The 21,341-nt window shown below is 41.5% G+C and carries 20 protein-coding genes; 16 read left to right on the plus strand and 4 right to left on the minus strand.

What is annotated here, in order from left to right; genetic code table 11:
* Nucleotides 1-43: 43 nt before the first annotated feature.
* Genes gmtX through gmtY form a run of 3 tightly spaced genes read right to left on the minus strand, consistent with a single transcriptional unit; the run spans nt 44 to nt 4,824 of the window.
* The gene (gene gmtX / locus Q7674_RS11210) at nt 44-715 is read right to left on the minus strand and encodes a gamma-mobile-trio protein GmtX (protein ID WP_045063882.1); all 672 of its coding nucleotides are present in this window, start codon (nt 713-715) and stop codon (nt 44-46) included.
* Nucleotides 705-3,347 (minus strand): gamma-mobile-trio integrase GmtZ, encoded by a 2,643-nt coding sequence (gene gmtZ, locus Q7674_RS11215; RefSeq protein WP_045063880.1) that lies wholly within the window; start codon nt 3,345-3,347, stop codon nt 705-707. Before gmtZ ends, gmtX begins: the two co-directional genes overlap by 11 nt.
* The gene (gene gmtY, locus Q7674_RS11220; protein WP_237156774.1) at nt 3,337-4,824 is read right to left on the minus strand and encodes a gamma-mobile-trio recombinase GmtY; all 1,488 of its coding nucleotides are present in this window, start codon (nt 4,822-4,824) and stop codon (nt 3,337-3,339) included. Before gmtY ends, gmtZ begins: the two co-directional genes overlap by 11 nt.
* A 240-nt stretch (nt 4,825-5,064) precedes the next feature.
* On the opposite strand from gmtY, the gene flgB reads away from it, so the two are divergent.
* The 9 genes from flgB (at nt 5,065) to flgJ (ending at nt 12,745) form a co-directional block, all read left to right on the plus strand.
* The gene (flgB, locus tag Q7674_RS11225) at nt 5,065-5,460 is read left to right on the plus strand and encodes a flagellar basal body rod protein FlgB (protein ID WP_008986425.1); all 396 of its coding nucleotides are present in this window, start codon (nt 5,065-5,067) and stop codon (nt 5,458-5,460) included.
* A gap of 3 nt (nt 5,461-5,463) precedes the next feature.
* On the plus strand, nt 5,464-5,880 hold the full coding sequence (flgC, locus tag Q7674_RS11230; RefSeq protein ID WP_305423764.1) for a flagellar basal body rod protein FlgC: 417 nt from the start codon (nt 5,464-5,466) through the stop codon (nt 5,878-5,880).
* 17 nt (nt 5,881-5,897) lie between these two features.
* Nucleotides 5,898-6,623: a flagellar hook assembly protein FlgD gene (flgD, locus tag Q7674_RS11235; protein ID WP_045063878.1), complete on the plus strand. Its 726-nt coding sequence runs from the start codon at nt 5,898-5,900 to the stop codon at nt 6,621-6,623.
* A gap of 6 nt (nt 6,624-6,629) precedes the next feature.
* Nucleotides 6,630-8,033 (plus strand): flagellar hook protein FlgE, encoded by a 1,404-nt coding sequence (gene flgE / locus Q7674_RS11240; RefSeq protein ID WP_045063876.1) that lies wholly within the window; start codon nt 6,630-6,632, stop codon nt 8,031-8,033.
* A 175-nt stretch (nt 8,034-8,208) separates the two neighbouring features.
* On the plus strand, nt 8,209-8,958 hold the full coding sequence (gene flgF / locus Q7674_RS11245) for a flagellar basal-body rod protein FlgF (RefSeq protein ID WP_045063875.1): 750 nt from the start codon (nt 8,209-8,211) through the stop codon (nt 8,956-8,958).
* A gap of 16 nt (nt 8,959-8,974) precedes the next feature.
* Complete coding sequence (gene flgG / locus Q7674_RS11250; RefSeq protein WP_008986430.1) at nt 8,975-9,763, plus strand: flagellar basal-body rod protein FlgG; 789 nt, start codon at nt 8,975-8,977, stop codon at nt 9,761-9,763.
* Between the two features lie 52 nt (nt 9,764-9,815).
* Nucleotides 9,816-10,586, plus strand: a complete 771-nt coding sequence (gene flgH / locus Q7674_RS11255) for a flagellar basal body L-ring protein FlgH (RefSeq protein ID WP_045063912.1) — start codon at nt 9,816-9,818, stop codon at nt 10,584-10,586.
* 47 nt (nt 10,587-10,633) lie between these two features.
* A complete protein-coding gene (locus Q7674_RS11260; RefSeq protein WP_305423765.1) occupies nt 10,634-11,725 on the plus strand; it encodes a flagellar basal body P-ring protein FlgI in 1,092 nt (363 codons plus the stop codon).
* 30 nt (nt 11,726-11,755) lie between these two features.
* Nucleotides 11,756-12,745 carry a flagellar assembly peptidoglycan hydrolase FlgJ gene (gene flgJ / locus Q7674_RS11265; protein ID WP_045063874.1) on the plus strand — a complete coding sequence of 330 codons (990 nt, stop codon included), beginning with the start codon at nt 11,756-11,758 and terminating at the stop codon, nt 12,743-12,745.
* A 125-nt stretch (nt 12,746-12,870) separates the two neighbouring features.
* Here flgJ and Q7674_RS11270 read toward each other — a convergent pair whose 3' ends face one another.
* The gene (locus Q7674_RS11270; protein ID WP_008986434.1) at nt 12,871-13,059 is read right to left on the minus strand and encodes a hypothetical protein; all 189 of its coding nucleotides are present in this window, start codon (nt 13,057-13,059) and stop codon (nt 12,871-12,873) included.
* A 193-nt stretch (nt 13,060-13,252) separates the two neighbouring features.
* On the opposite strand from Q7674_RS11270, the gene flgK reads away from it, so the two are divergent.
* From flgK to fliS, 7 genes are all read left to right on the plus strand, one after another.
* The gene (flgK, locus tag Q7674_RS11275; protein WP_045063873.1) at nt 13,253-15,586 is read left to right on the plus strand and encodes a flagellar hook-associated protein FlgK; all 2,334 of its coding nucleotides are present in this window, start codon (nt 13,253-13,255) and stop codon (nt 15,584-15,586) included.
* Between the two features lie 12 nt (nt 15,587-15,598).
* Complete coding sequence (gene flgL, locus Q7674_RS11280; RefSeq protein ID WP_045063871.1) at nt 15,599-16,834, plus strand: flagellar hook-associated protein FlgL; 1,236 nt, start codon at nt 15,599-15,601, stop codon at nt 16,832-16,834.
* 198 nt (nt 16,835-17,032) lie between these two features.
* The gene (locus Q7674_RS11285; RefSeq protein ID WP_045063870.1) at nt 17,033-18,430 is read left to right on the plus strand and encodes a flagellin; all 1,398 of its coding nucleotides are present in this window, start codon (nt 17,033-17,035) and stop codon (nt 18,428-18,430) included.
* A 70-nt stretch (nt 18,431-18,500) separates the two neighbouring features.
* Entirely contained in the window at nt 18,501-18,926 is a 426-nt protein-coding gene (locus Q7674_RS11290; protein ID WP_305423769.1) for a flagellar protein FlaG, read from the plus strand.
* An 11-nt stretch (nt 18,927-18,937) separates the two neighbouring features.
* Entirely contained in the window at nt 18,938-20,323 is a 1,386-nt protein-coding gene (fliD, locus tag Q7674_RS11295) for a flagellar filament capping protein FliD (protein ID WP_305423771.1), read from the plus strand.
* A gap of 11 nt (nt 20,324-20,334) precedes the next feature.
* Nucleotides 20,335-20,634 (plus strand): hypothetical protein, encoded by a 300-nt coding sequence (locus tag Q7674_RS11300; protein ID WP_045063865.1) that lies wholly within the window; start codon nt 20,335-20,337, stop codon nt 20,632-20,634.
* Between the two features lie 52 nt (nt 20,635-20,686).
* Nucleotides 20,687-21,088, plus strand: coding sequence for a flagellar export chaperone FliS (gene fliS, locus Q7674_RS11305; protein WP_045063863.1), 402 nt, complete (start codon nt 20,687-20,689; stop codon nt 21,086-21,088).
* Nucleotides 21,089-21,341: the final 253 nt, after the last annotated feature.

A 21,341-nucleotide genomic window follows, 5' to 3' on the forward strand; every position in this document is an offset into this window, starting at 1 on the left:
TTATGAGTTAGGAAGCTAGGCATTAAGCTTCCTACATCAACCTCTATACCTGAGCCAAAACTTTCTGAATAGCCAACACGAACCCATTCTTAAACAGAGGACGACCATCTTCGTCTTTGACCGCTCCATATTTGGATACTGTCCAACCTCGCTGTGCCATTTTGTCTTCGTCGATGGCATCTTCTAAAGCCTCAATGTCACCTTGCAGTAGAACACCATCTAACGACGGTAACACTTCAACGTCTTGATGAACCTGTTCAGCATGGATGACTTTATTGGGGCGCATATCGACAACGACTTCCGCATTTTGTTTAAGGATACGGTTTTCAGCTTTTAGCTTATTTTTTTCAGCAATGATTTGACCAAAGACAGCTCTCATAGCAGGGTCATCTAATCGCTTTAACAAGTCCATATCAGACGGTGTATCGAGCTTTCTGGACTGAGGTAAAGGCGGCTTTTTCATTGTGGTATTGGCTTTGGTCGCCCATGCATCAATCAATAAACGAAAATGCTCACCCGTTTTGTTACGGATGCTAACTGTACCAACACCACCTTGGGCTTTTGATACTCGACCAATCGTGGCAATTGAGTAATCTTTTTCACCTGCATTAAATCGAGTTTCTAATATAGCATTTAGCTTATCTAAAGATTCTTGTGTACGGCTGGTTTTACCCGTTTTAAGGTCATTTAAAATAACGTTAATATCAACCTGCACTTGGGAAGTCTCCTTTAACCACATTGGAAGTCAACGATTTAATTGAAATGCCATCTACAGGTGTATTGATGCTGTTTTCTAAAGCATGAATACCTGTTTCGAGTAGCTTGCTGTCTGCCATAAATTGCCCTAGCTCTAGGTAATTAGCGACTTGTTTATATCCATCCAATTTATCTGTTGGATTGGCTTGTAGAGCCATTTGGCGCATCATGGCGTTGGCAGCAATAAGTTGCTGGTCTTTATCAAGCATGAGTAGTTGTGGCATATAGCCCTTACGCATCATAAAGCGGCTTAGGCTCTGCGTTCTACGTTCGATAGTCGGTGTTTTCTTAACATCATCGAGCATGTCAGGGTAAAACTCGGCATCCTCACAGAGTAAAGCAAGTTGCAATAGTTCTGATTCGGTTTCCATGAAGCCCACTTTAATGTCGCTTTCTGAGCCAACCGCAACGAGTTTATTGGCGGTATCGCTCTCAGTGCGACCTTGCTCGATTTCGATAATGCGACGAATCAAACCAAAGGTCGCAATCCAATCTTTCGTGTATTCATCAGCTTCAACCAATTGCTTCTCATATCGACGTTGAAGTGCTTGTAATTCATTATGTTGAGTAAACGGCTTGCCCTCAGATTCCGCTTCGTATTTGAGTTCATCCATTTTCTCAATTTCGCCCTCTAACTTGACCGCTAAATTAGCCGCTTCGTGAGATTTATAACTCATAAAGTTCAGGTGAGCATTGAGTTCAGGAAGATAGCGCGCATCGGTAATGAACCAACGACAACGCACACAGTTTTCAAAACCGTGAGGGACTGAGCCATAAACTCGTTTTGCTACATTGCTTGAGTCTATTAATAACTCACCGCCATTCCAACAGCCTGCAACTGTTCTAGTTTCATCAGAGCGAACTGTATTACCACCCGCTAAACACATACCAATATGACGTTTTTCCCACCCCATCGGGTTTCGATTAACGAGTGCTGCTTCAACGGATTGACCATCGTTATACGCCATCTTGCATTTAATTTGACGCATTTCCGCATCTTTTAAGAATGCGCGAACACTCTTTTTTGATTTATCCTCACATCGCTTATCCGCTTCGGTCATTTTCTCTTTCATCACCGCAGGGGTAATCTTGTTGTAATAGACGGTCATAATCATGCGTGAGTGACCCGCTAATAACTTTGATACCACAGGCAAGGGTAAATTCGCGTCCATAATGTAACAGGTAATCAGAGAGACTCGGAGGCTGTGTAAGGGAAACTCTGTTTTTGTCTTATTTCCACTTTTACTATAATCTTCACCATAGTCATGGACTAACCGCAGTGCTGTCCCGTCAGATAAGATATCACCAGATGCAAAAAGATGTTGCTCAAGTTGATGGAGTAGTTTGTACCACAATTTACCAATTACAATGTCTTGAACAGGCTTACTTCTATCGTCTTGTTTTTTTGCTGGGGCATCACGAAACAGAAAACAACTGTGACCCATTGCGCTTAAATAGGCTTTCGACTTCATGTCTTTAGTGTGCTTTACCTCTAACGTAGTCCAGTCCGTCGGTTTGCTGATGGGGTTGTATTTTTCTTGCCAATTACGCAGTTTTTCGAGCCAATACAGCACATCTTCATTCTGCCAAGGGATTTCATAACCCCGCTCAAATTCATCCTTGTTTTGGTCTGCGGTTTTGTTTGTGCTGATGTACAAGCCCGTTGATTCAAGCCCTGTCGCATTGTCTTTAAATTGGCGGAATACGCCTTTGCTGTAATGATTTAAGGCAAAGCCATGCGGGTTTTTAATCCAGTTTCCCTTTTCATAGCGAAGTGTATCGGCTTCGCCACTATCGAGCATTCGCACCTGATAGGTACGCAGTGGTAGATGCAGCTTAATGAGCAGTACCATACTGACGACAGGCGACCAGATTTGATGGATAACCGTGGAAACAGCAGATTTCCCCCCTTTAGGTGTACGTAAAACTTCTTTGCTGCGCCACACACAATCAGGGTCGGCTTTATCAATCAGGCTTTCATCCACCTCACACCAATCGCCATGTCTAGCACCTTGCCCTGTCTGCTTTTGCGCCCACGTCCAATCCGAAAAATGTCCTCTTGGCTTGGGGCATAAGATATGGCGCAAATCACAAATATAACGGTACGGCAGTGGGTTATAAACAGTTTCAGTGTTTTTAAGTTTGTGTTTTACTTGCTCAAAAGGATTGTTGTACAAGGGGATAGCTATGCCGTTATCGTCTATCTCGCTGAAATGAGCCTTTACTACCCAGTCGATGAATTCTTTGCAGTAATTTAGCAACACTGATGTAGACTTGTTATCACTTCGGTTAGTCTTTTCCAGCAGAACACGCTTCAATTCATCGGTTGATGCTTGCCAGCCATTTTTACCCTCAAATAGACTCTTAACGTCTGATGTAAAAGGCACTGTGTCTACAAGATAAAGCTCGAAAAACACACACAAAGCATCAAGTTTTAAATTCGTTCCTGAATCTTGAGCCTTAATCCATTCCTCAGCCAGTTGTCGCCATGTTTCCCATTTTTGACCATGATTATTTACCAACCACTGTAAGGTTAAATCACTAGAGCGACCATCATTCTTTTTCTTTGTTTGTGTTACTTTAGTAGCCATTGCGTTTTCCTAATTTTGGGGTTTTACCTGTGAACAATCCATCGGGGTCAATATCGTTAAAACCATGCTCGGTTAACACTTCCCAACTCGGTGTGCCGACTTGCTCAACGGGTTCTGTTGGGTTTAGGAGTTGTTGCGTTGCTGCATTTAAGCAACTTGTTACTTCTTTTGCTGTTGGTGTGGTATACACAGCTTGCGACTCTAAAGAGGCATGGTGTAAACATTTCTTAATCACAATTTCTGATACGCCAGCTTTACGTAGCCGTCTGCCGTAGCTGTGTCGGTGTGAGTGAGGGGATAAGCCATCGGCTTTACACGGCTTTAGCCCAATACGCTTTAAGCCATTACGGTAGCTATCGTGGAACGCATTAAGCGTATAGGGATTGCCTGTATGTTCACGGTGGAAGCTCACAAAGGCATAAGGATGATTGCGCTCAACACCCGTCAGAAATCGAGTGTAGTCTTGCCAAAGTTTGGCAAAGACTTCACCAAAGACAGTCGGAAACCAGTGAACGTCCAGATATTCATCTTTGCTGTCGGTGACTCGACTTTTCCAGCCCACACGTTTCTTACCCATGAGATCATTGCGGGGACTTAGTGCGTATTTCTCTTTAAGATAAGCAGCACGAGTTGTTTTACCTGAGCGTCCACGCCAGTTATTTGGGGCTTTACCGTCCTCTGGATGATAGATACGAACCATTACGCTATCAGGGTTAGACGGGTCGATTAAGACATCTTCAAGCCACAGGTGTAAAGCCTCTGACTCTCGCAAACCACCGCCATGCATGAGCAGTAAAATTAATTGGTCACGTAATGCAACCCTACGGTCTACTGCACCGCCTAAACCATCGAAGTAAAACGCTTCAAAATAACGCTCAGGAAACTCTATCGCATCTTGTGACTGCTTACCCAACGGACGTTTTCCTTGAACGCTACGAGCATAACGAACGGTTGAATTGATGTGCTTATCTTTGATATGACCGAGGAAGTTATGTTGATTTTTACGAAACCAAGCAGCGTAGTTAAGGCGTTGTGTCAAACTGTCAGCCTTAACCAGTGGATTCATGGAGATCGCACCGTGTTTCTCAGCTAACCAGTCAGTCACTTTACTTAGGGCATTAATGTGTAATCGGGCAACTTGCTTGCTGCAAGGCAACCAATACAACCCCGACGGATCTAAACCATCATCACCAATCGTGCCTGTGTATAACCGACTACTGAAATTCTCAAATAAGGATTGTGGAGAGTCAAAACCACTAGTGTTAGCAGCCATGTACTCAAGTAGAAGTTGCGTTGCCTTAACGTAATTACTAATGGTTGATTGACTCATACCATCACGTTTCAACTTCAAAACAAATTCAACCAATGGTTTTACTGGTTCTTTATTCTTATCAAGCAATACAGGTATCTCAGTAAACACCCCTGAATCATCCTGAACTACCTTTGCATTAACCTTTACAACCTCCACTACACTCACTCTCTCTACCTTAATAACCTATATTAATTATAGTAAAGCAACTAGATTTAACAGTTAATAATAAACAAAAAAAAGACCTAAACTAATAGATCTTTTATAAGTCTTATATACTAATAGTCACTAGTAATAACTGAGGTAGCGTTTTTTGTTTTTATCGCGTTTTCATCTCATCGTATTCTCATTTCTTAAAATTGGCACTGTCTTTGCTTTGTTACTGCTAAGTAATTGTGGAGGCAAGATATGTCCATTTCGTTTGATAAAGCATTAGGGGTTCACCAGCATACGGTTGGCGTACGTGCAAAGCGTGCAGAAACCCTTGCGAGTAATATCGCCAATGCCAATACCCCAGGTTATAAAGCTAAAGATATAGACTTTCAGCGTGCGCTTAATGCGGCAACATCTGGGGCAAATATTGGCCTAAGTCGAACGAATGGGCGGCATATTAATGCCACAACCCAAGTCACAGGTGAGCAAAAGTTCCGTGTGCCAACCCAACCTGATACTGGTGATGGCAATACCGTAGATGCACAACTTGAGCAAAACATGTTTATGCAAAACAGTATTGAATACCAAGCATCATTAGACTTTCTAGGTTCGAAGTTTAAGAACCTGAGCAAGGCACTGAAAGGGGAATAATAAATGAGTTTATTTAATGTATTTAATGTAACGGGATCGGCAATGAGTGCGGAATCTGTTCGTTTGAATACCACATCAAGTAACCTTGCTAACGCCAACAGTGTCAGTAGCTCAGCAGAAGAAACTTATAAAGCACGTCATCCTATCTTTGCTGCCGCATTAGAATCGGCGTCTTATAACCGTGAAGACAGTGTTGCAGTACAAGTAAAAGGTATTGTGGAAAGTGAACGTCCGTTAACAGCGGAATACAATCCTGATCATCCAATGGCGAATGCGCAAGGCTTTATCTATAAGCCAAATGTGAATGTGATGGAAGAGATGGCGAACATGATCTCAGCTTCTCGTTCATACCAGAATAATGTTCAAGTAGCCGATGCCAGTAAGCAAATGCTAATGAAAACCTTGCAGATGGGTAAATAAGGTAAGGAGTTGACACAATGAGCACGATCAATGGTGCTGGCAACAGCAATCTTTCTTACCTTGACCAGCTAAAAAGCATGCAAGACAAGAAAGTAGAACAAGAGAAAGATGTCACTGGTAAAAACCAGCTTAAACAAGATGATTTCTTGTCTTTATTAACAAAGCAGTTAGCGCAGCAAGACCCATTCAAGCCCGTTGGTAACGATCAAATGATCGCGCAGATGGCATCATTTGCCACCGTTGACGGCATTAACAAAATGAATGAGCAGTTCGGTTCACTAAACAGTGCGATGACATCAAACCAAGCGCTACAAGCCTCATCTTTGGTTGGTCAAGACGTGTTAATACCAAACGCTACAGCAATGCGTAGTAGTGAAGGTGAAATGTCCGGTATGGCACGTCTGAGTAACAGCGTTGATAACGCGATTTTACGTGTGGAAACCGCGCAAGGTGAGTTAGTAAAAACGGTAAGCCTTGGTGCAAAACCTGCTGGTGAACATGCCTTTACTTGGGATGGTAAAGATGATGACGGCAATGTTATGCCGGAAGGTATGTACAAGTTTTCTGTTTCTGGCAACGTGAAAGGCGAGAGCCAAAACTTTGAAGTGCTAACACACGCTAACGTAAACAGCGTGCTGCTAGGTAATAATAATAGTCAGGTGATGTTGAATCTCGCTGGCTTCGATAAGCCAGTTCAATTGGCTGATGTTCTACAAATTGGTAAAGCGACACAAAAAGGATAATCGAATATGAGTATGAACATTGCGTTGAGTGGACTAGGCGCTGCTCAAAAAGATCTTAATACCACCAGTAATAACATTGCCAACGCTAACACCTTTGGTTTTAAAGAATCGCGCGCTGAGTTTGGCGATGTGTATTCAAGTTCGATTTTCTCTAATGCCAAAACCACCACGGGTGGCGGTGTACAAACATCAACGGTTGCTCAGCAGTTCCACGAAGGCTCAAGTATTTATACCAATAATCCATTGGATTTACGTGTATCTGGTTCTGGTTTTTTTGCCGTTTCTGATAATAAAAATGAACCAGCAAACAATAACTTAACGCGTAATGGTGCATTTCATTTAAATAATGAAAATGAGCTAGTTAACTCTGAAGGTAAGTTTTTATTGGGCTACCCAGTAAACAAAGAGTCAAATACAGTGGCTTCTTATGAAGCAAAATCAATGAAGATCGATGATATTTTTGGTCAGCCAACTAAATCGAACAACATCAAGGTATCGTTGAATCTACCTAATAAAGAAACGGCCCCTAAAAATAGCCCATTTGATTTTAACGATCCTGATTCTTTTAGTCGTTCGACGTCATCAACCATTTATGACTCACTGGGTAAGCCGTATAAAATGACGACTTACTACGTGGCAAAATATGATCCAAATGCGACTCCAACTAACGCTAATACGTGGGAAGTACACCAAACTATTACGAATAATAGTGGCGAAGAAAGATTATTAAAGCCAGATCCTGCAAGTGTTCCTGCGGCTTACCAAGTTATTGATAATACCGATCCTACTGCCCCTGTTGTAACGGGCTATCGCATGCGATTTGATCAAAATGGTCAGCCATATCCTGGAGATGCCGGCGATCCAACTGCCACACCTCCGGTACCAGCAACGCCACCTACACCATTAAATATTCAGATGGAAACATTTGCCTCGGCAGGTATTGATGTTGGTGGTGCAGATCCTACGCAAACATTAAACATGAATTACGATGATCCCACTCAGTACGCATCAGCATTTGAAGTGCGTAAATTTGAAGATGTGGATGGCGCAACAACGGGTTACCTATCAAAGGTAGATATTGATCCTGAAGGTAATATTTTAGCGTCTTACTCTAATGGTAAAGATGTTGTTGTTGGTCGTGTGGCATTGGCCCGTGTTTCTAATGAACAAGGTTTAGCGCAGCTTGGTGGAACACTTTGGAATACTACCCAAGAATCAGGGCAAGCTATTTGGGGCGATGCATCACAAGGCTCATTTGGTGCGATTAAGAGTGGTACGCTTGAGCAGTCAAACATTGATATGACTCAAGAGCTGGTGGATTTGATCACCGCACAGCGTAACTTCCAAGCAAGTTCTCGTGCGCTTGATGTGAATAACCAGCTACAACAAAATATTCTACAAATCCGTTAAGGTTAAATTGTTTCTATCCTATTGCCGCTTCAGGGTATGAATGAAGCGGCAAATTTTTTCCTTTCCTCTGTTATCTCTTCTCTATCTGCGATTAATCCTCTGTAAATAAAAGAAAAATATAATTGGCTTAGTTCTTGCTTTATTGATGCTGTTAGGAAATAGGAGTGTCAAAAAAATGGATCGTGCTCTGTATCTAGCCATGAGTGGCGCAAAACAAGACATGTACGGTATGCAAGTTCATGCCAATAATTTGGCGAACGTTAATACCACAGGCTTTCGTGCCGACTTACAACAAGCGCGTAGTATGCAAGCTTATGGTGAAGGTATGCCAAGCCGTGTGTTTTCAATGGCTGAACGTCCGGGCAACGACTTTGCTCAAGGTTCAGTGATTAATACCGGACGTGATTTAGATGTGGCGATCCAAGGTGACGGTTGGTTAGCGGTGATGGATGCCAAAGGGCAAGAAGCTTATACCCGCGCTGGTCACTTAAAAATTGATCAAACAGGCATGTTACAAAACAGCAATGGTCAATTGCTATTAGGTCAAAACGACAGTCCTATTTTTATTCCTCTACCTATTAGCAAGATTGAAATCGGCAAAGACGGTACGGTTTCAGTATTACCACAGGGCGCGCCACCGGATGCGCTGGCAGTTGTTGATCGCATTAAGTTAGTGAGCGTCGATAACCAAGCCCTATTTAAAGACACTGATGGCTTATTTAAATTAACAGGCGATCGTATTCCAATGGATGCGGACGCGAATGTCACACTTGCAAAAGGCATGTTAGAAGGCAGTAACGTCAATGCGGTATCTGAAATGACCAGTATGATCGATCTTCAACGCCACTTTGAAATGCAAGTAAAACTGATGAAAACCGCAGAAGAAATGGATAAGTCTTCTTCTTCTCTTATGCGTATTGGCTAATTAAAAGGACAGAACAATGCATCCAGCTCTATGGGTAAGTAAAACCGGTCTTGACGCGCAGCAGACGAATATCTCGACCATTTCAAATAACTTGGCGAACGCCTCAACGGTTGGCTTTAAAAAAGGCCGTGCGGTTTTCGAAGATCTGTTTTATCAAAATATTAATCAGCCGGGTGGTCAATCAACTCAAGATACTACGTTACCAACAGGATTAATGTTGGGTGCGGGTTCTAAAGTCGTCGCAACGCAAAAGGTATTTACCCAAGGTAATACTCAGACGACGAACAACGCTATGGATATGATGATTGAAGGTGATGGCTTTTTCCAAGTGCTATTGCCTGATGGCAACATCGGTTATACCCGTAACGGTCAATTTACCATTAACGCTGATGGTCAATTAGTAACAAGTGGTAGTGGTTACCCTGTTCAACCTGAAATTGTCGTGCCTGAAGATGCGGTGGGCATCACAGTAGGTACTGATGGTGAAGTTTCTGCTCGTATTCGTGGTGAGCAAGAAAACCAAGTGCTAGGTCAAATTACCACTGTCGATTTCATTAATCCAGGCGGTATGGAGCCTATTGGTCAGAACTTGTTTTTACCAACAGGTGCCAGTGGCGATCCGCAAGAAGGGACACCGGGCTTAGAAGGTTACGGCTCTATTCGTCAATCGATGCTAGAAACCTCTAACGTAAATGTGACTGAAGAGCTAGTAAACATGATTGAAGCGCAACGTGTTTACGAGATGAATTCAAAAGTTATTTCAACAGTCGATCAGATGTTGAGCTACGTTAACCAGCAGCTGTAATAAGTTGAAATAGATAAATCACGGTCAGGTGAACAGAATGAATCGTCAATGGATGAAAGGATCATTAGTGGTATTGAGCTTGGTACTGACGGGGTGTATGTCAACACCACCCGATGTTGCGGGCAGTGATATCGAAAAAGCCACGACGAATGTTGATGCGGTAGAAGGCAAAGAGAAAGAGTCGAAAGGGCTGATTGATATGATCCGCAAACGTGAGGATCCTGAAGCTGGCGATCCTGCATGGAACCCTGTTCGTCCACAAGATAAGCCGGAACATTACGCCACAGCAACTGGCTCTTTGTTTAATCAAGCACAAGTTCAAGATCTCTACGATGATACTAAGCCACGCGGTATTGGTGATATCGTGACGATTCTATTGGAAGAGAAAACGGCAGCGAAAAAGAGTGCAAGCTCTGATCTCGATAAATCAACAGACTTGAACATGAAGCCGATTGAATTAGGTGGCAAGCCTGTGACTATCCGTGATTACAATCTGTCTTACGGTATGTCCAATAACAACACTTTCGCAGGTTCTACGTCAGCAGATCAAAGCAACAGCATTAAAGGTTCAATCTCAGTTGAAGTGGTGGAAGTGCTGAATAACGGTAATTTGGTGATTCGTGGTGAAAAGTGGTTAACGCTAAACACAGGTGATGAATACATTCGTGTTAGTGGGCATATTCGCCCTGATGATATTAGCCAAGATAACACCATTGCTTCGACCCGTATTTCTAATGCTCGTATTCAATATTCAGGCACAGGTGATCGCCAAGATGTGCAAGATCAGAACTGGCTATCACGCTTCTTTAATGTTGCTTTCTAATCACTTGCTTTTATAAAAACATCACGCCTCATGGACGGGAGAGTAAATTGAATTTCCGCACAATTATCCTTCTAGGATTCGTTTTATTATCTAGTTCGGCGAATGCTGCTCGCATCAAAGATGTGTCATCCGTTGCTGGCGTGAGAAGTAACCAATTGGTGGGTTATGGTTTAGTGGTTGGCTTACCGGGCACTGGCGAAACAACGCCGTTTACCGATCAGAGCTTTAATGCCATGCTACAAAACTTCGGCATTCAATTGCTGGTGGGTACTAAGCCTAAGATCAAAAACGTTGCTGCCGTTGCGGTAAATGCGACTTTGCCACCGTTTACTAAACAAGGTCAAACCATTGATATAACTGTGTCTTCCATTGGTTCTGCCAAAAGTTTACGTGGCGGCACATTATTGCAAACCTTCCTTAAAGGTTTAGATGGCAAGGTTTATGCAATAGCTCAAGGAACACTGGTTGTGGGTGGCTTTAGTGCTGAAGGTGCGGATGGCTCAAAAGTAATAGGCAATACCCCAACCGTAGGTCGAATTTCTAATGGTGCAATGGTTGAACAAGAAGTCCCGAATCCATTTGGGCGTGGTGATTACTTAACCTTTAACTTGCACGATTCAGATTTTACCACGGCTCAGCGTATGGCTGATTCTATCAATCAGTTCTTAGGGCCAAACATGGCATCAGCGGTCGATGCGACGTCGATTAAAGTGCGTGCACCTCGTGATGTGAGCCAGCGTGTTGCGTTTCTCTCAACTGTTGAGAACATTGAGTTCGACCCAGCGGAAGGTTCGGCAAAAATAATTGTTAATTCTCGTACCGGTACTATTGTTATTGGTCAGCACGTGAAGTTAAAACCTGCAGCAATTACCCATGGTGGTATGACGGTTTCGATTAAAGAGAACCCGAAGGTGAGTCAGCCAAATGCGTTTGCTGGTGGTGAAACTACAGTGGTTCAGAACAGTAATATTACGGTTGAAGAATCCGATTCTCGCATGTTTAAGTTTGAACCTGGTGTCACGCTGGATGAGTTAGTACGAGCAGTAAACCAAGTGGGGGCTGCACCATCTGACTTAATGGCAATTTTACAGGCATTGAAACAAGCGGGTGCCATTGAAGGGCAATTGATCATCATCTAATTGCGATGTGACAAACATAAGGATAGCGACATGAAGCAAGTTGATCCCGGTTTTATTCATGATATTAGTAATCTTGATCGATTACGTGCTGGTATTGGTGAAGACTCCGAGGGATCATTGCGTCAGGCTGCTAACCAGTTTGAAGCGATTTTTACCCAAATGCTGTTCAAATCTATGCGGGATGCCAACACCGCTTTTGAATCTGATTTAATGAGCAGTAATAACAGTAAGTTTTATCAGCAAATGCATGATGAGCAAATGTCATCTCAGTTAAGTACGCAAGGGAGCTTAGGCTTGGCTGATATGATTGTAAAACAACTTGGTGGTGAAGAGGGCGAGAAAAAGCCACATACTCCAACCACCGATTTGTTCCCGAAAAAAGAAAATACCGATCCTATGTTTATGCGCCCGATTGATGCTAAGCCAAAGCCTTTGCACATGCCGCAACAAGAAGAGCAAAATTCGCTGGCAGCCAAGCAAGTATTAGAACAATACAAGCAACGTTTAAAAACAGCTGATGTTCAGCCGCCACTTCGTCAGCAACCTGAACCTGATAGCTTTGAAACACCGAAAGCCTTTGTTGAACACATGGCTCCTTATGCTACTAAAGCGGCACGTGCGTTAGGTACTGATCCTGCCATGCTGATCGCTCAAGCAGCATTGGAAACGGGCTGGGGTAAAAAAGTGATCAAAAATGCGGCAGGAACAAGTAACAACTTATTTAATATCAAAGCCGATCCCCGTTGGAGTGGGCAAAAGGTTGCCACACGAACATTGGAATACCATAACGGTGTTGCAGTGCAAGAAAATGCCGCTTTTCGCTCTTATGGATCATATCAAGATAGCTTTCAGGATTTCGTGAAGTTCTTACAGCAGAATCCTCGTTACTCAACGGCACTTAAACACAGTGGCGAGCCGAACCAGTTTATTCGAGAAATTCATAAAGCAGGATATGCCACTGATCCTAATTACAGCACCAAAGTATTAGCAGTAATGAAAAAGGTGAAAAAATTAATGTGATAAAAGATGGACAATAAAAAAGGGAGTGAAATAAAGGAAGAATAAAAATAAAGACTATTAAATAAACAGTAAATATTCTATCAAATAAAATTTGATGGAAGTTTTCTTATATCTTTAATATAGAGTTACACCACGATATCAATAATATTTGATACCATCTTTATCAGATCGTTACTTTCAAAAAGTGCATTTTCCACTTCTTTTTCAGGAACTTGTTTTTCTTCTGTCTTGTTGTCATCAAAGGTTTCTTTTACTAGCGGGACAACGACTTCCTTTAATGCGTAACCAATTAATCCTGATACTAGTAGGTTCATATTTATCTTCCTTTATATTTTGATTTTAATTTAGGTTGAGCTCTTAAATTATAAATAAACAGTAATTTATTACCATCATTAAATTGAATTAAATATCACCTTAAATAAAGAATATATTTATTAATTAAGTTGGTTCGATTTTTGCAAGGTAGGCAGTGAATAAATCACTTTGTTGATAAGTTAGGGAATCAGTATGGCGTCGGATTTAATGCAGCTTGGTATCAGTGGCTTGCGAACATCGCAAAAGCAACTGGATGTTACCAGCCATAATATTAGTAATGTTCACACCCCGGGTTACAGCCGTCAGGTCGTTGATCAAAAAGCCGCAGATGCGCAATGGAGTGGTGGTAACTATTACGGTAGCGGTGCCTATATTGATAGTGTGAATCGTGCTTATGATCAGTTTGCTGCCCGTGAACTGACGCTTTCTACTACCCAACTTGAAGAATCTAATGTACGTCAGCAGCACATGATGATGTTAGATGATTTCACGTCAAAAAGTGCGGTTAATACCGTTAACAGCATGAACGATTTTTATAACTCGGTACGTTCATTGTCAGATCACCCTAACGATCTTGGCTCTCGACAAACTGTGTTAGAAAGCGCCAATCAAGCAGCAAACAGTTTTAATAATTCTTATGAAACGCTGACTAACATACGTCGAGATGTGAATGAACAACTGGATGTAACACTTGAACGTGTGAATGCATTAGGGCAAGAACTTGCCGCTATTAATACCAGCTTGCAAGAATTACCTGATGGCGATAAAAACCACGATTTATTAGATAAACAACGTGGCTTAATCAATGAATTAGCGAAATATACTAAAGTCACCGTCCTCGCTGATAAAGGTAGCCTTGCGGATAAAGTGATTATTGGCAGTGGTGATACTTTAGTCTCTGGCGTTGAATCTTCACAATTAAAAATGGTGAGTGGCGATCCTGATTTAGAAGATAAACAAATTGCCATTGTTAATGGTAATCAAGCTAAAGCCATTAAAAGTGACCACATAGGCGGCGGATTAGGTGCCATGTTGTCGATACGTGATGATGTGATTGATAAAAGCCTCGATGAAATGGGGCGAATGGCGATTGGCTTTTCAAAACAAATAAACGATTTGCAGCAATCGGGTACGGACTTAACTGGTGCGATTGGTAGCGCCTTATTTACTGATGTAAATAGCCCAACATTACTTAAAGAGCGAGTGTTAAAGCCATTAGGTAGTCAAACCGATATCGACGTCAAAATTGATGATGTTAACGCATTAAAAGCAGGTGACTATAAATTGACCACCTCATTTGATGGCACCGATTACAGCTTTAGATTGTTCGATCCTGCTGGTAATGAAATGAAACAAGCCGATGGTAGTGCATATATTGCTGCAACGGATACCTTACCATTAGAAGTCAATGTTGATGGTTTAACCCTAACTATGAATACCGTGATGGGAACGCCGCCTGCTACTGGGCAAAGTGAAACAGTGATCATTCAACCGATGCGTCGAGGTGCTGCTAACATCGGGGTTGAAATGAATGATCCCCGTGGGCTTGCAGGGCATCGTCAAACTAACATTGTTGAAGCAAATCCAAACAATACGGGTACAGCACAACTTAGCCAAACATCACAGCAGACACCAGATGCCTTAGCTGGCACTTATCAAATTGACATTATTAACAGTGCAGATTTAGTAGCGGCAAATAATGCAGCAAATTCAGGAACGGCAACGTTTGAAGCTATTTCAGGAGCCGCTGCGGAGAATGCGGTAGGCAACTACACCATTACAGTTAATGCTACGAATAAACTATCTATGAACGATGGTTCAGGTAATGCGGTTAAACTGATTGATGATACAGGCGCAGAAGTGACAGAGCTTGATTACCCACTTACCACAACAGGTAACACTTTAACTATGGTTGCTAATGATGGTAGCCAAGTGAGTGTTGCAACGCTAAGTAATGGTGCTGTTGATGGTGATGAGTTCTCTTTAGCTATTACCACATCAGATAAATTGACAGTAAGAAACACCCAAACTAATACCCTAATGGATTTAAAAGATGATGCGGGTAATACCGTTCAGGCTTTGGCTTATCCATTAACGAATGCCAATAAAGAAATTACTTTTGCAGGTCAAACGACCTCGACATTGTCACTGAGTGATAATGCTAATGTCGGTGATAACTTCTCTGTGACCTTAGGGCGCAGCAGTGCGGTAGGTGGCAACACTAACTTTTTAGCAATGCAGCAAATTCAGCATGGCAAAACCATGAACGAGGGCAAATCGAGTGTGATTGATTTGTTTGAAGGGTTAGCAACAGACATTGGTATGTTAAAGAATAATGCGGATAAAACCGCAGAAGTCAATCAATTGGATTTTGATGCCGCGTCCGAGCGAGTATCGAACTTATCGGGTGTTAATCTTGATGAAGAAGCCGCTAATCTTATGAAGTTTCAGCAATCTTACATGGCATCATCTCGGATCATGTCAGTGGCTAAAGAAACCTTTGATACCTTAATGCGTACCGTGTAGTAGGAGTAAATCATGATTAACCGAGTTTCTACTGCTAGCCAGTATCAAAGTTTAACCTCGAATTTAATGCGCAAGCAGGGTGAACTAAATACCAGTAATGAACATTTAGCGACGGGTCGACGCGTATTAACCGCGGGTGATGATCCTGTTTCATCAGTAATGATTCAGAATTATCGTCAAGAGCAGACACTCATCACGCAATATCAAGATGCGATAACATTAGCGACCAACCGCATGAATGTGACGGAATCAACGTTAACGGGTGTAGAGAATAATCTTGATGTGACGAAACAAAAAGTCATTCGCATGATCAACGGTGCTATGGCAGCGGAAGATCGCAGTGCATTTAAAGATGAATTGCAGAGCCTTTATGATGAGTTATTAGGGTTAGCGAACACTCAAGATGAATCTGGTAACTATATTTTTGCAGGTACACAATCTGCCACCAAACCTTTTATGCAAAATGGGCAAACGCCGCCAACCATTGTTTACCAAGGGGATGATCAAGCGCGTCATAGCCAAATAGATAAAAACTTAGAGGTGAAGACCAGCTTAACGGGTAATGATGTCTTCATGGCGATACCCAACCCTTATGGTGATTACCGCCCTGATTTTTCTAACTTACAACCAGACTCGCAACTACATGTTTTAACGGCAACAAATAGCAATCCTAACGACAGCAATAATTACAGTGTAAAGTTTGTCGATAATGCTGGTGTAATGGAATATCAACTTTATCAAGGGGATCCAACAACAGGTGTATTATTGGAACAAAATACTTATGAGCCTGAAGTGGGGATAAGCTTTGATCTCGCAGCTGCTGGTGGTGCGGGAACGTTAGACTTTCAATTTGATGGTGAAATAAAACTTGGTGATAGTGTCGCGTTAAACCCAAGTAAAACCTTTAACGTTTTAGACTCTCTTCAAGATGCGATTAACAACGCAGAACAGCCAACGTCATCAGCAGAAGGTAATGCCAATTTACAACGTGTTATTGATGATTTAAATGGCGCATTCATTCACATGAACCAGCAGCGCTCGCAGGTTGGTAGTGTGTTACAAACCCTTGATAGACAGGGCGAACAACACAAAGATTTTGAATTAACGTTGAATAAAGCACAAAGTGGTTTAGAAGATCTCGACTACAGCAAAGCGATCATTGATATGAATGAACAATCGATGGCACTGCAAGCATCACAGGCAGCGTTTAATAAGACAAAAGAACTCACATTATTTAATTATTTATAGCTATCTGACACAGAATTAAGCGGCAATAAGTTGCCGCTTTTTTTTGTTTAACTAACTGTAAAAAAAAGTTAACCCTTGATAAGAAAAAAAATAAAAAAAACATTAAAGCATTTTCTGACTGTGCCGTTAAAGAAATCACAACAGGAAAAACTTAGTTAGCCCGGGAATCGCTGGGTATCAAATCAAGGAGCTACAATTATGGCTGTTACAGTTAATACTAACGTCTCTGCAATGACCGCCCAGCGTTACCTAAACGGTGCAAGCAACGGCGTTGCTAATAGCATGGAAAAACTTTCTTCTGGTCTTCGCATTAACTCTGCAAAAGATGATGCTGCAGGTCTTCAAATCTCAAACCGTTTAACAAGCCAAACAAACGGTCTAAATGTAGCTATGCGTAATGCCAACGATGGTATCTCTATGGCGCAAACGGCTGAAGGCGCGATGTCAGAAACAACAAACATGCTACAACGTATGCGTGATTTGTCTCTTCAAGCAGCGAATGGCTCAAACTCAACAGAAGACCGTGAAGCACTTCAAAAAGAAGTTGATGCGCTACAAACAGAAATGACCCGTATCGCAGAAACAACCACGTTCGGTGGTCAACAATTACTGGATGGTACATTCGGTACGAAATCTTTCCAAGTTGGCTCAAATGCTAATGAAACCATTGCTGTCACATTGGGTGATGTGTCTTCAAATGCTATCGGCAGCCAAACTGCAGGTGGTGCTGGTACAGTATTCGGTGCAGCTACTCCAGCAACTACAGAGGGTGAAGATTATGCGGACGGTCTTACACCTGGTGATATAACGATTCATGGCGGTAACGGTAGTAAAACTGTTTCTCTTACAGGTACTGATAAAGTGACTGATGTAGCTGATAAGATCAATAAAGCTGGAAGTGGGGTTACGGCATCAACTTCTGTAACGACAAAAATTGATAACTTAGTTGCTGGTGAGACTGGTACGTTAGAGATTGGTGATGATTCATTTAACCTAGCGAAATACAATGGTTCAATGGAAGATTTAGCATCTGATCTTGGTAAAGCAGGTTACGATGCAACTATTGATGATGCTGGTGCGCTAACGGTTACAGCAAAAGATGTTAATGGTATTAAAGTGACAGATGCACTTGATACTGGGATTACTCTTGATGGTGTTGCGGCAGGTGCTGCCGATGAAGAAATTGTTAAAAATGCGGAATTAAAATTATCTTCATCTGATTCGTTCTCTGTGACTGGTGCAAATGTCGGTGAAATTATAAATGATACTACATCATCGTTAAATTCAGTTAAAGATGTTGACGTAACATCGGCAGCAGGTGCGCAAGATGCATTAGATGTTATTGATGCAGCAATTGCTGGTATTGATGCGCAACGTGCAGATTTAGGTGCGGTACAAAACCGTTTCAACCACACGTTAAATAACCTTGCGAACATCAATGAAAATGTGAATGCATCAAACAGCCGTATTAAAGATGTCGATTTCGCAGCTGAAACCACTAACATGACGAAGAACCAAATTCTGCAACAAGCAAGTACTTCTATTCTTGCACAAGCTAAGCAGATCCCTCAGGCGGCACTTAGCCTACTGGGTTAATCATTAAAATGAAGCCCTGTATTTCAATACAGGGCTTTTTTACTTACAGCGATATCGCTAAGGACTGGCTATGGCGATCAATCCAATAAATATATCTTCATCGTCTTTAATCTCTAATCTGGATATGGAAGGCGATAAGAAAGTTCGTCACACTTCCCCTCAAGACGTAGAGCAACAAACTGTTAGCTCTGAATCTTCCCTATCATCGATAAAGGCTGTTAATCCTATTGATTCCAGTGACATTGACGATCCCCTTAATTCATCTTTGCTAGAGCAAAAGTCTGAACAAGAGAGAATTAAGCAGATTGAAATGGCATTACAATCTGCTAATCGCTCGTTACGCTTTCATCAAGATGATGAATCAGGTAAACAAATTGCCACCATAGTTGATAACAAAACGGGTGAAGTGATTCGACAAGTTCCGGCACAAGAATTGCTAGATTTAAACAAAAATTTGACCAAGTACGGTTTAAGCTCGTTAAGTCATAAAGTGTAAAAGGAAAACTCATGGGGTTAAGTGCAGGTGGTTTAGCTTCTGGTTTAGACGTTGCGGGTATGACGCAACAATTAGTTGCAGCGGAACGTGCGCCGAAAGAGCAGCGCATTAAAGAGCAACAACAAAAATTGGAAGTACAGTTAAGTGGCTACGGGCAAATTAAATCCGCGGTATCTGGTTTAGAAGATATGGTGAAGAAATTTTCTGAAGATAAGGTATTTGCAGGTCAATCAGCTAAATCATCTGAAAGTGGGTTTGTTTCTGTTGAAGCATCAGATAAAGCGAGAAATGGTAGCTATACCGTTGAAGTGTTAGAAATTGCTAAATCTCATAAAGTGGTCACCAACAATGCCTTTGATGCAGATCCTAAAGCAAAACTGGGATCGGGCGATTTGGAAATTACGGTTGATGGTAAAACCATGTCTGTCACCATTGAACCAGATAAAAGCAGTTTAAAAGATGTACTGAATGCAATTAACAATTCTGCGGATAACCCTGGTGTAACGGCAACGGTTATTAATGATGCAAATGGTTCGAAAATTGTTTTTTCAAGCACTGATACCGATGTTGCCAATGAAATATCGATAGATGCATCAGGGATGACGGGTGAGCTAGCCAAATTAAGCTTTGATCCTGCCAATCCAACAGCCAATGCCGATATGGTCGAGATGCAAAACGGTGTTGATGCCAAAATTAAAATTGATAACTTCACCGAGATCACTAGTAGTAGTAATAAAATCGAAGATGCCATTGAAGGTGTAACACTCGATATTAAAAAACTCACAAATACTGACGATGTTAAGTTTGCAACGATAGATATTACTAACGATACTTCAACGGCAAAGTCTTCTATTGAATCCTTCGTTGAAAAGTACAATGAGTTTATTGATACCGCAGATAGTTTAAGTAAATACGATACAGAGTCTAAATCTAGTGGCCCATTAAACGGTGATAGTTTAACCCGCTCAATCATCAGTCAAATGCGAAATATGATGAATGCGGGGATCGAAGTTGATGGCAGAACATATAGTTTAAGTGATTTTGGTATTACCACTGACCGTTACGGAAAAATCGAGATTGATGACGATAAGTTAGATGATGCATTAAAAGATAACTTTAATGCGTTTAACGCTTTTTTCCATACCGATGAAAAGGGTTTTCTTGATAAAGCCGAAGCCATTTTTAAAGGTTACACCAGTTCAACGGACGGCTCCCTAACCAATAAAGAGAAAAGTTTAAAAGAGCAGCAAGACAGATTAAATGATGATATGGATGATTTGAATGAGCGAATGAAAGCGTTTGAAGAGCGAACCTATCAACAGTTTACCGCGATGGATGCAGCTATTGGAAAAATGAATAATCAGCTGAATACCATGATGAGCCTAATGACATTTTAAAGTGAATGAAAATGGAAAAATTAACTCAACTCGAACAGCAGATTGAACAGCTTTTACAGCAGCAAGATTATCCTGATGATTTTCCTCAACAATTAGAAAATTTAGTTGCTCTGCGTCATCAAGAAGTAGAAAACATCTTAGGCCAACCTGATTTAACGCGCGTGGTGTTTGATGATGTGGTTGCACGCACCAAAGCATTAAAAAGCTTAATTCAAAAGCATAAAGATATTATTGGTGAGCTTTTAGTGCGTTCGAAAAAGAGCAAACAATCGTTATCACTGTACAGCAATATTCAACAAAACGGTTCTTAGTCTTCTTGGTTTTGTTGATTTTGATTTCACTTATTAAATAAGGGATTACATCATGCGTGGCTCTCTTCAGGCATATAAAAAAGTTTCAGTAAACGCACAATTATCCAGTGCTTCTCCTCACCGTGTTATTCAAATGCTGTATGCAGGGGCGATTGAGCGTTTAATTCAAGGAAAAGCGGCAATGGAGCAAGGCAATGTTGCGGTTAAATGTGAGCGTTTAAGCAAAGCATTAGATATCGTATTAAGCCTACGTGACTGCTTATCAATGGAAGACGGCGGTGATATTGCTAAGAACCTTGATTCACTTTATGAGTTTATGGCAAGCGAAATTACCCGCGCAAACGCTGAAAATCAAACTAAGCCTATCGATGATGTAATTGGTATGCTACGTGAAATTAAATCGGCATGGGATCAAATTCCTGCGGAATATCATCACCTAAGTGAAGCAAGTTAAATTAATAAATGCGTGTTTTGATGCATATTGGTGACGAAACGCTGCAAAATATTACTAATTTATGACAGATATAGGATGAATCGCTGTAAACGGGCAATATTCATCCTATTATTTTATATATCCTTGTATTGGTATCACACCTTTCTGCTATCAAATATTGCCTTATCGTGTTGTTTAATTACAATAGACCTTAATAATATTGGCTGTGGTTCTCATTTTTATGAGTAAGCCAGTAATTACATCATTTCTATGA

The organism is Photobacterium leiognathi (assembly GCF_030685535.1).
GTDB classification, from domain to species: domain Bacteria; phylum Pseudomonadota; class Gammaproteobacteria; order Enterobacterales; family Vibrionaceae; genus Photobacterium; species Photobacterium leiognathi.

Bases quoted from the DNA above. Each gene is read 5' to 3' on its own strand.
- gmtZ (WP_045063880.1), bottom strand. From the start codon at position 3,347: ATGGCTACTAAAGTAACACAAACAAAGAAAAAGAATGATGGTCGCTCT.
- flgB (WP_008986425.1), top strand. From the start codon at position 5,065: ATGTCCATTTCGTTTGATAAAGCATTAGGGGTTCACCAGCATACGGTT.
- flgC (WP_305423764.1), top strand. From the start codon at position 5,464: ATGAGTTTATTTAATGTATTTAATGTAACGGGATCGGCAATGAGTGCG.
- flgD (WP_045063878.1), top strand. From the start codon at position 5,898: ATGAGCACGATCAATGGTGCTGGCAACAGCAATCTTTCTTACCTTGAC.
- flgE (WP_045063876.1), top strand. From the start codon at position 6,630: ATGAGTATGAACATTGCGTTGAGTGGACTAGGCGCTGCTCAAAAAGAT.
- flgF (WP_045063875.1), top strand. From the start codon at position 8,209: ATGGATCGTGCTCTGTATCTAGCCATGAGTGGCGCAAAACAAGACATG.
- flgG (WP_008986430.1), top strand. From the start codon at position 8,975: ATGCATCCAGCTCTATGGGTAAGTAAAACCGGTCTTGACGCGCAGCAG.
- flgH (WP_045063912.1), top strand. From the start codon at position 9,816: ATGAAAGGATCATTAGTGGTATTGAGCTTGGTACTGACGGGGTGTATG.
- flgJ (WP_045063874.1), top strand. From the start codon at position 11,756: ATGAAGCAAGTTGATCCCGGTTTTATTCATGATATTAGTAATCTTGAT.
- Q7674_RS11270 (WP_008986434.1), bottom strand. From the start codon at position 13,059: ATGAACCTACTAGTATCAGGATTAATTGGTTACGCATTAAAGGAAGTC.
- flgK (WP_045063873.1), top strand. From the start codon at position 13,253: ATGGCGTCGGATTTAATGCAGCTTGGTATCAGTGGCTTGCGAACATCG.
- flgL (WP_045063871.1), top strand. From the start codon at position 15,599: ATGATTAACCGAGTTTCTACTGCTAGCCAGTATCAAAGTTTAACCTCG.
- Q7674_RS11285 (WP_045063870.1), top strand. From the start codon at position 17,033: ATGGCTGTTACAGTTAATACTAACGTCTCTGCAATGACCGCCCAGCGT.
- Q7674_RS11290 (WP_305423769.1), top strand. From the start codon at position 18,501: ATGGCGATCAATCCAATAAATATATCTTCATCGTCTTTAATCTCTAAT.
- fliD (WP_305423771.1), top strand. From the start codon at position 18,938: ATGGGGTTAAGTGCAGGTGGTTTAGCTTCTGGTTTAGACGTTGCGGGT.
- Q7674_RS11300 (WP_045063865.1), top strand. From the start codon at position 20,335: ATGGAAAAATTAACTCAACTCGAACAGCAGATTGAACAGCTTTTACAG.
- fliS (WP_045063863.1), top strand. From the start codon at position 20,687: ATGCGTGGCTCTCTTCAGGCATATAAAAAAGTTTCAGTAAACGCACAA.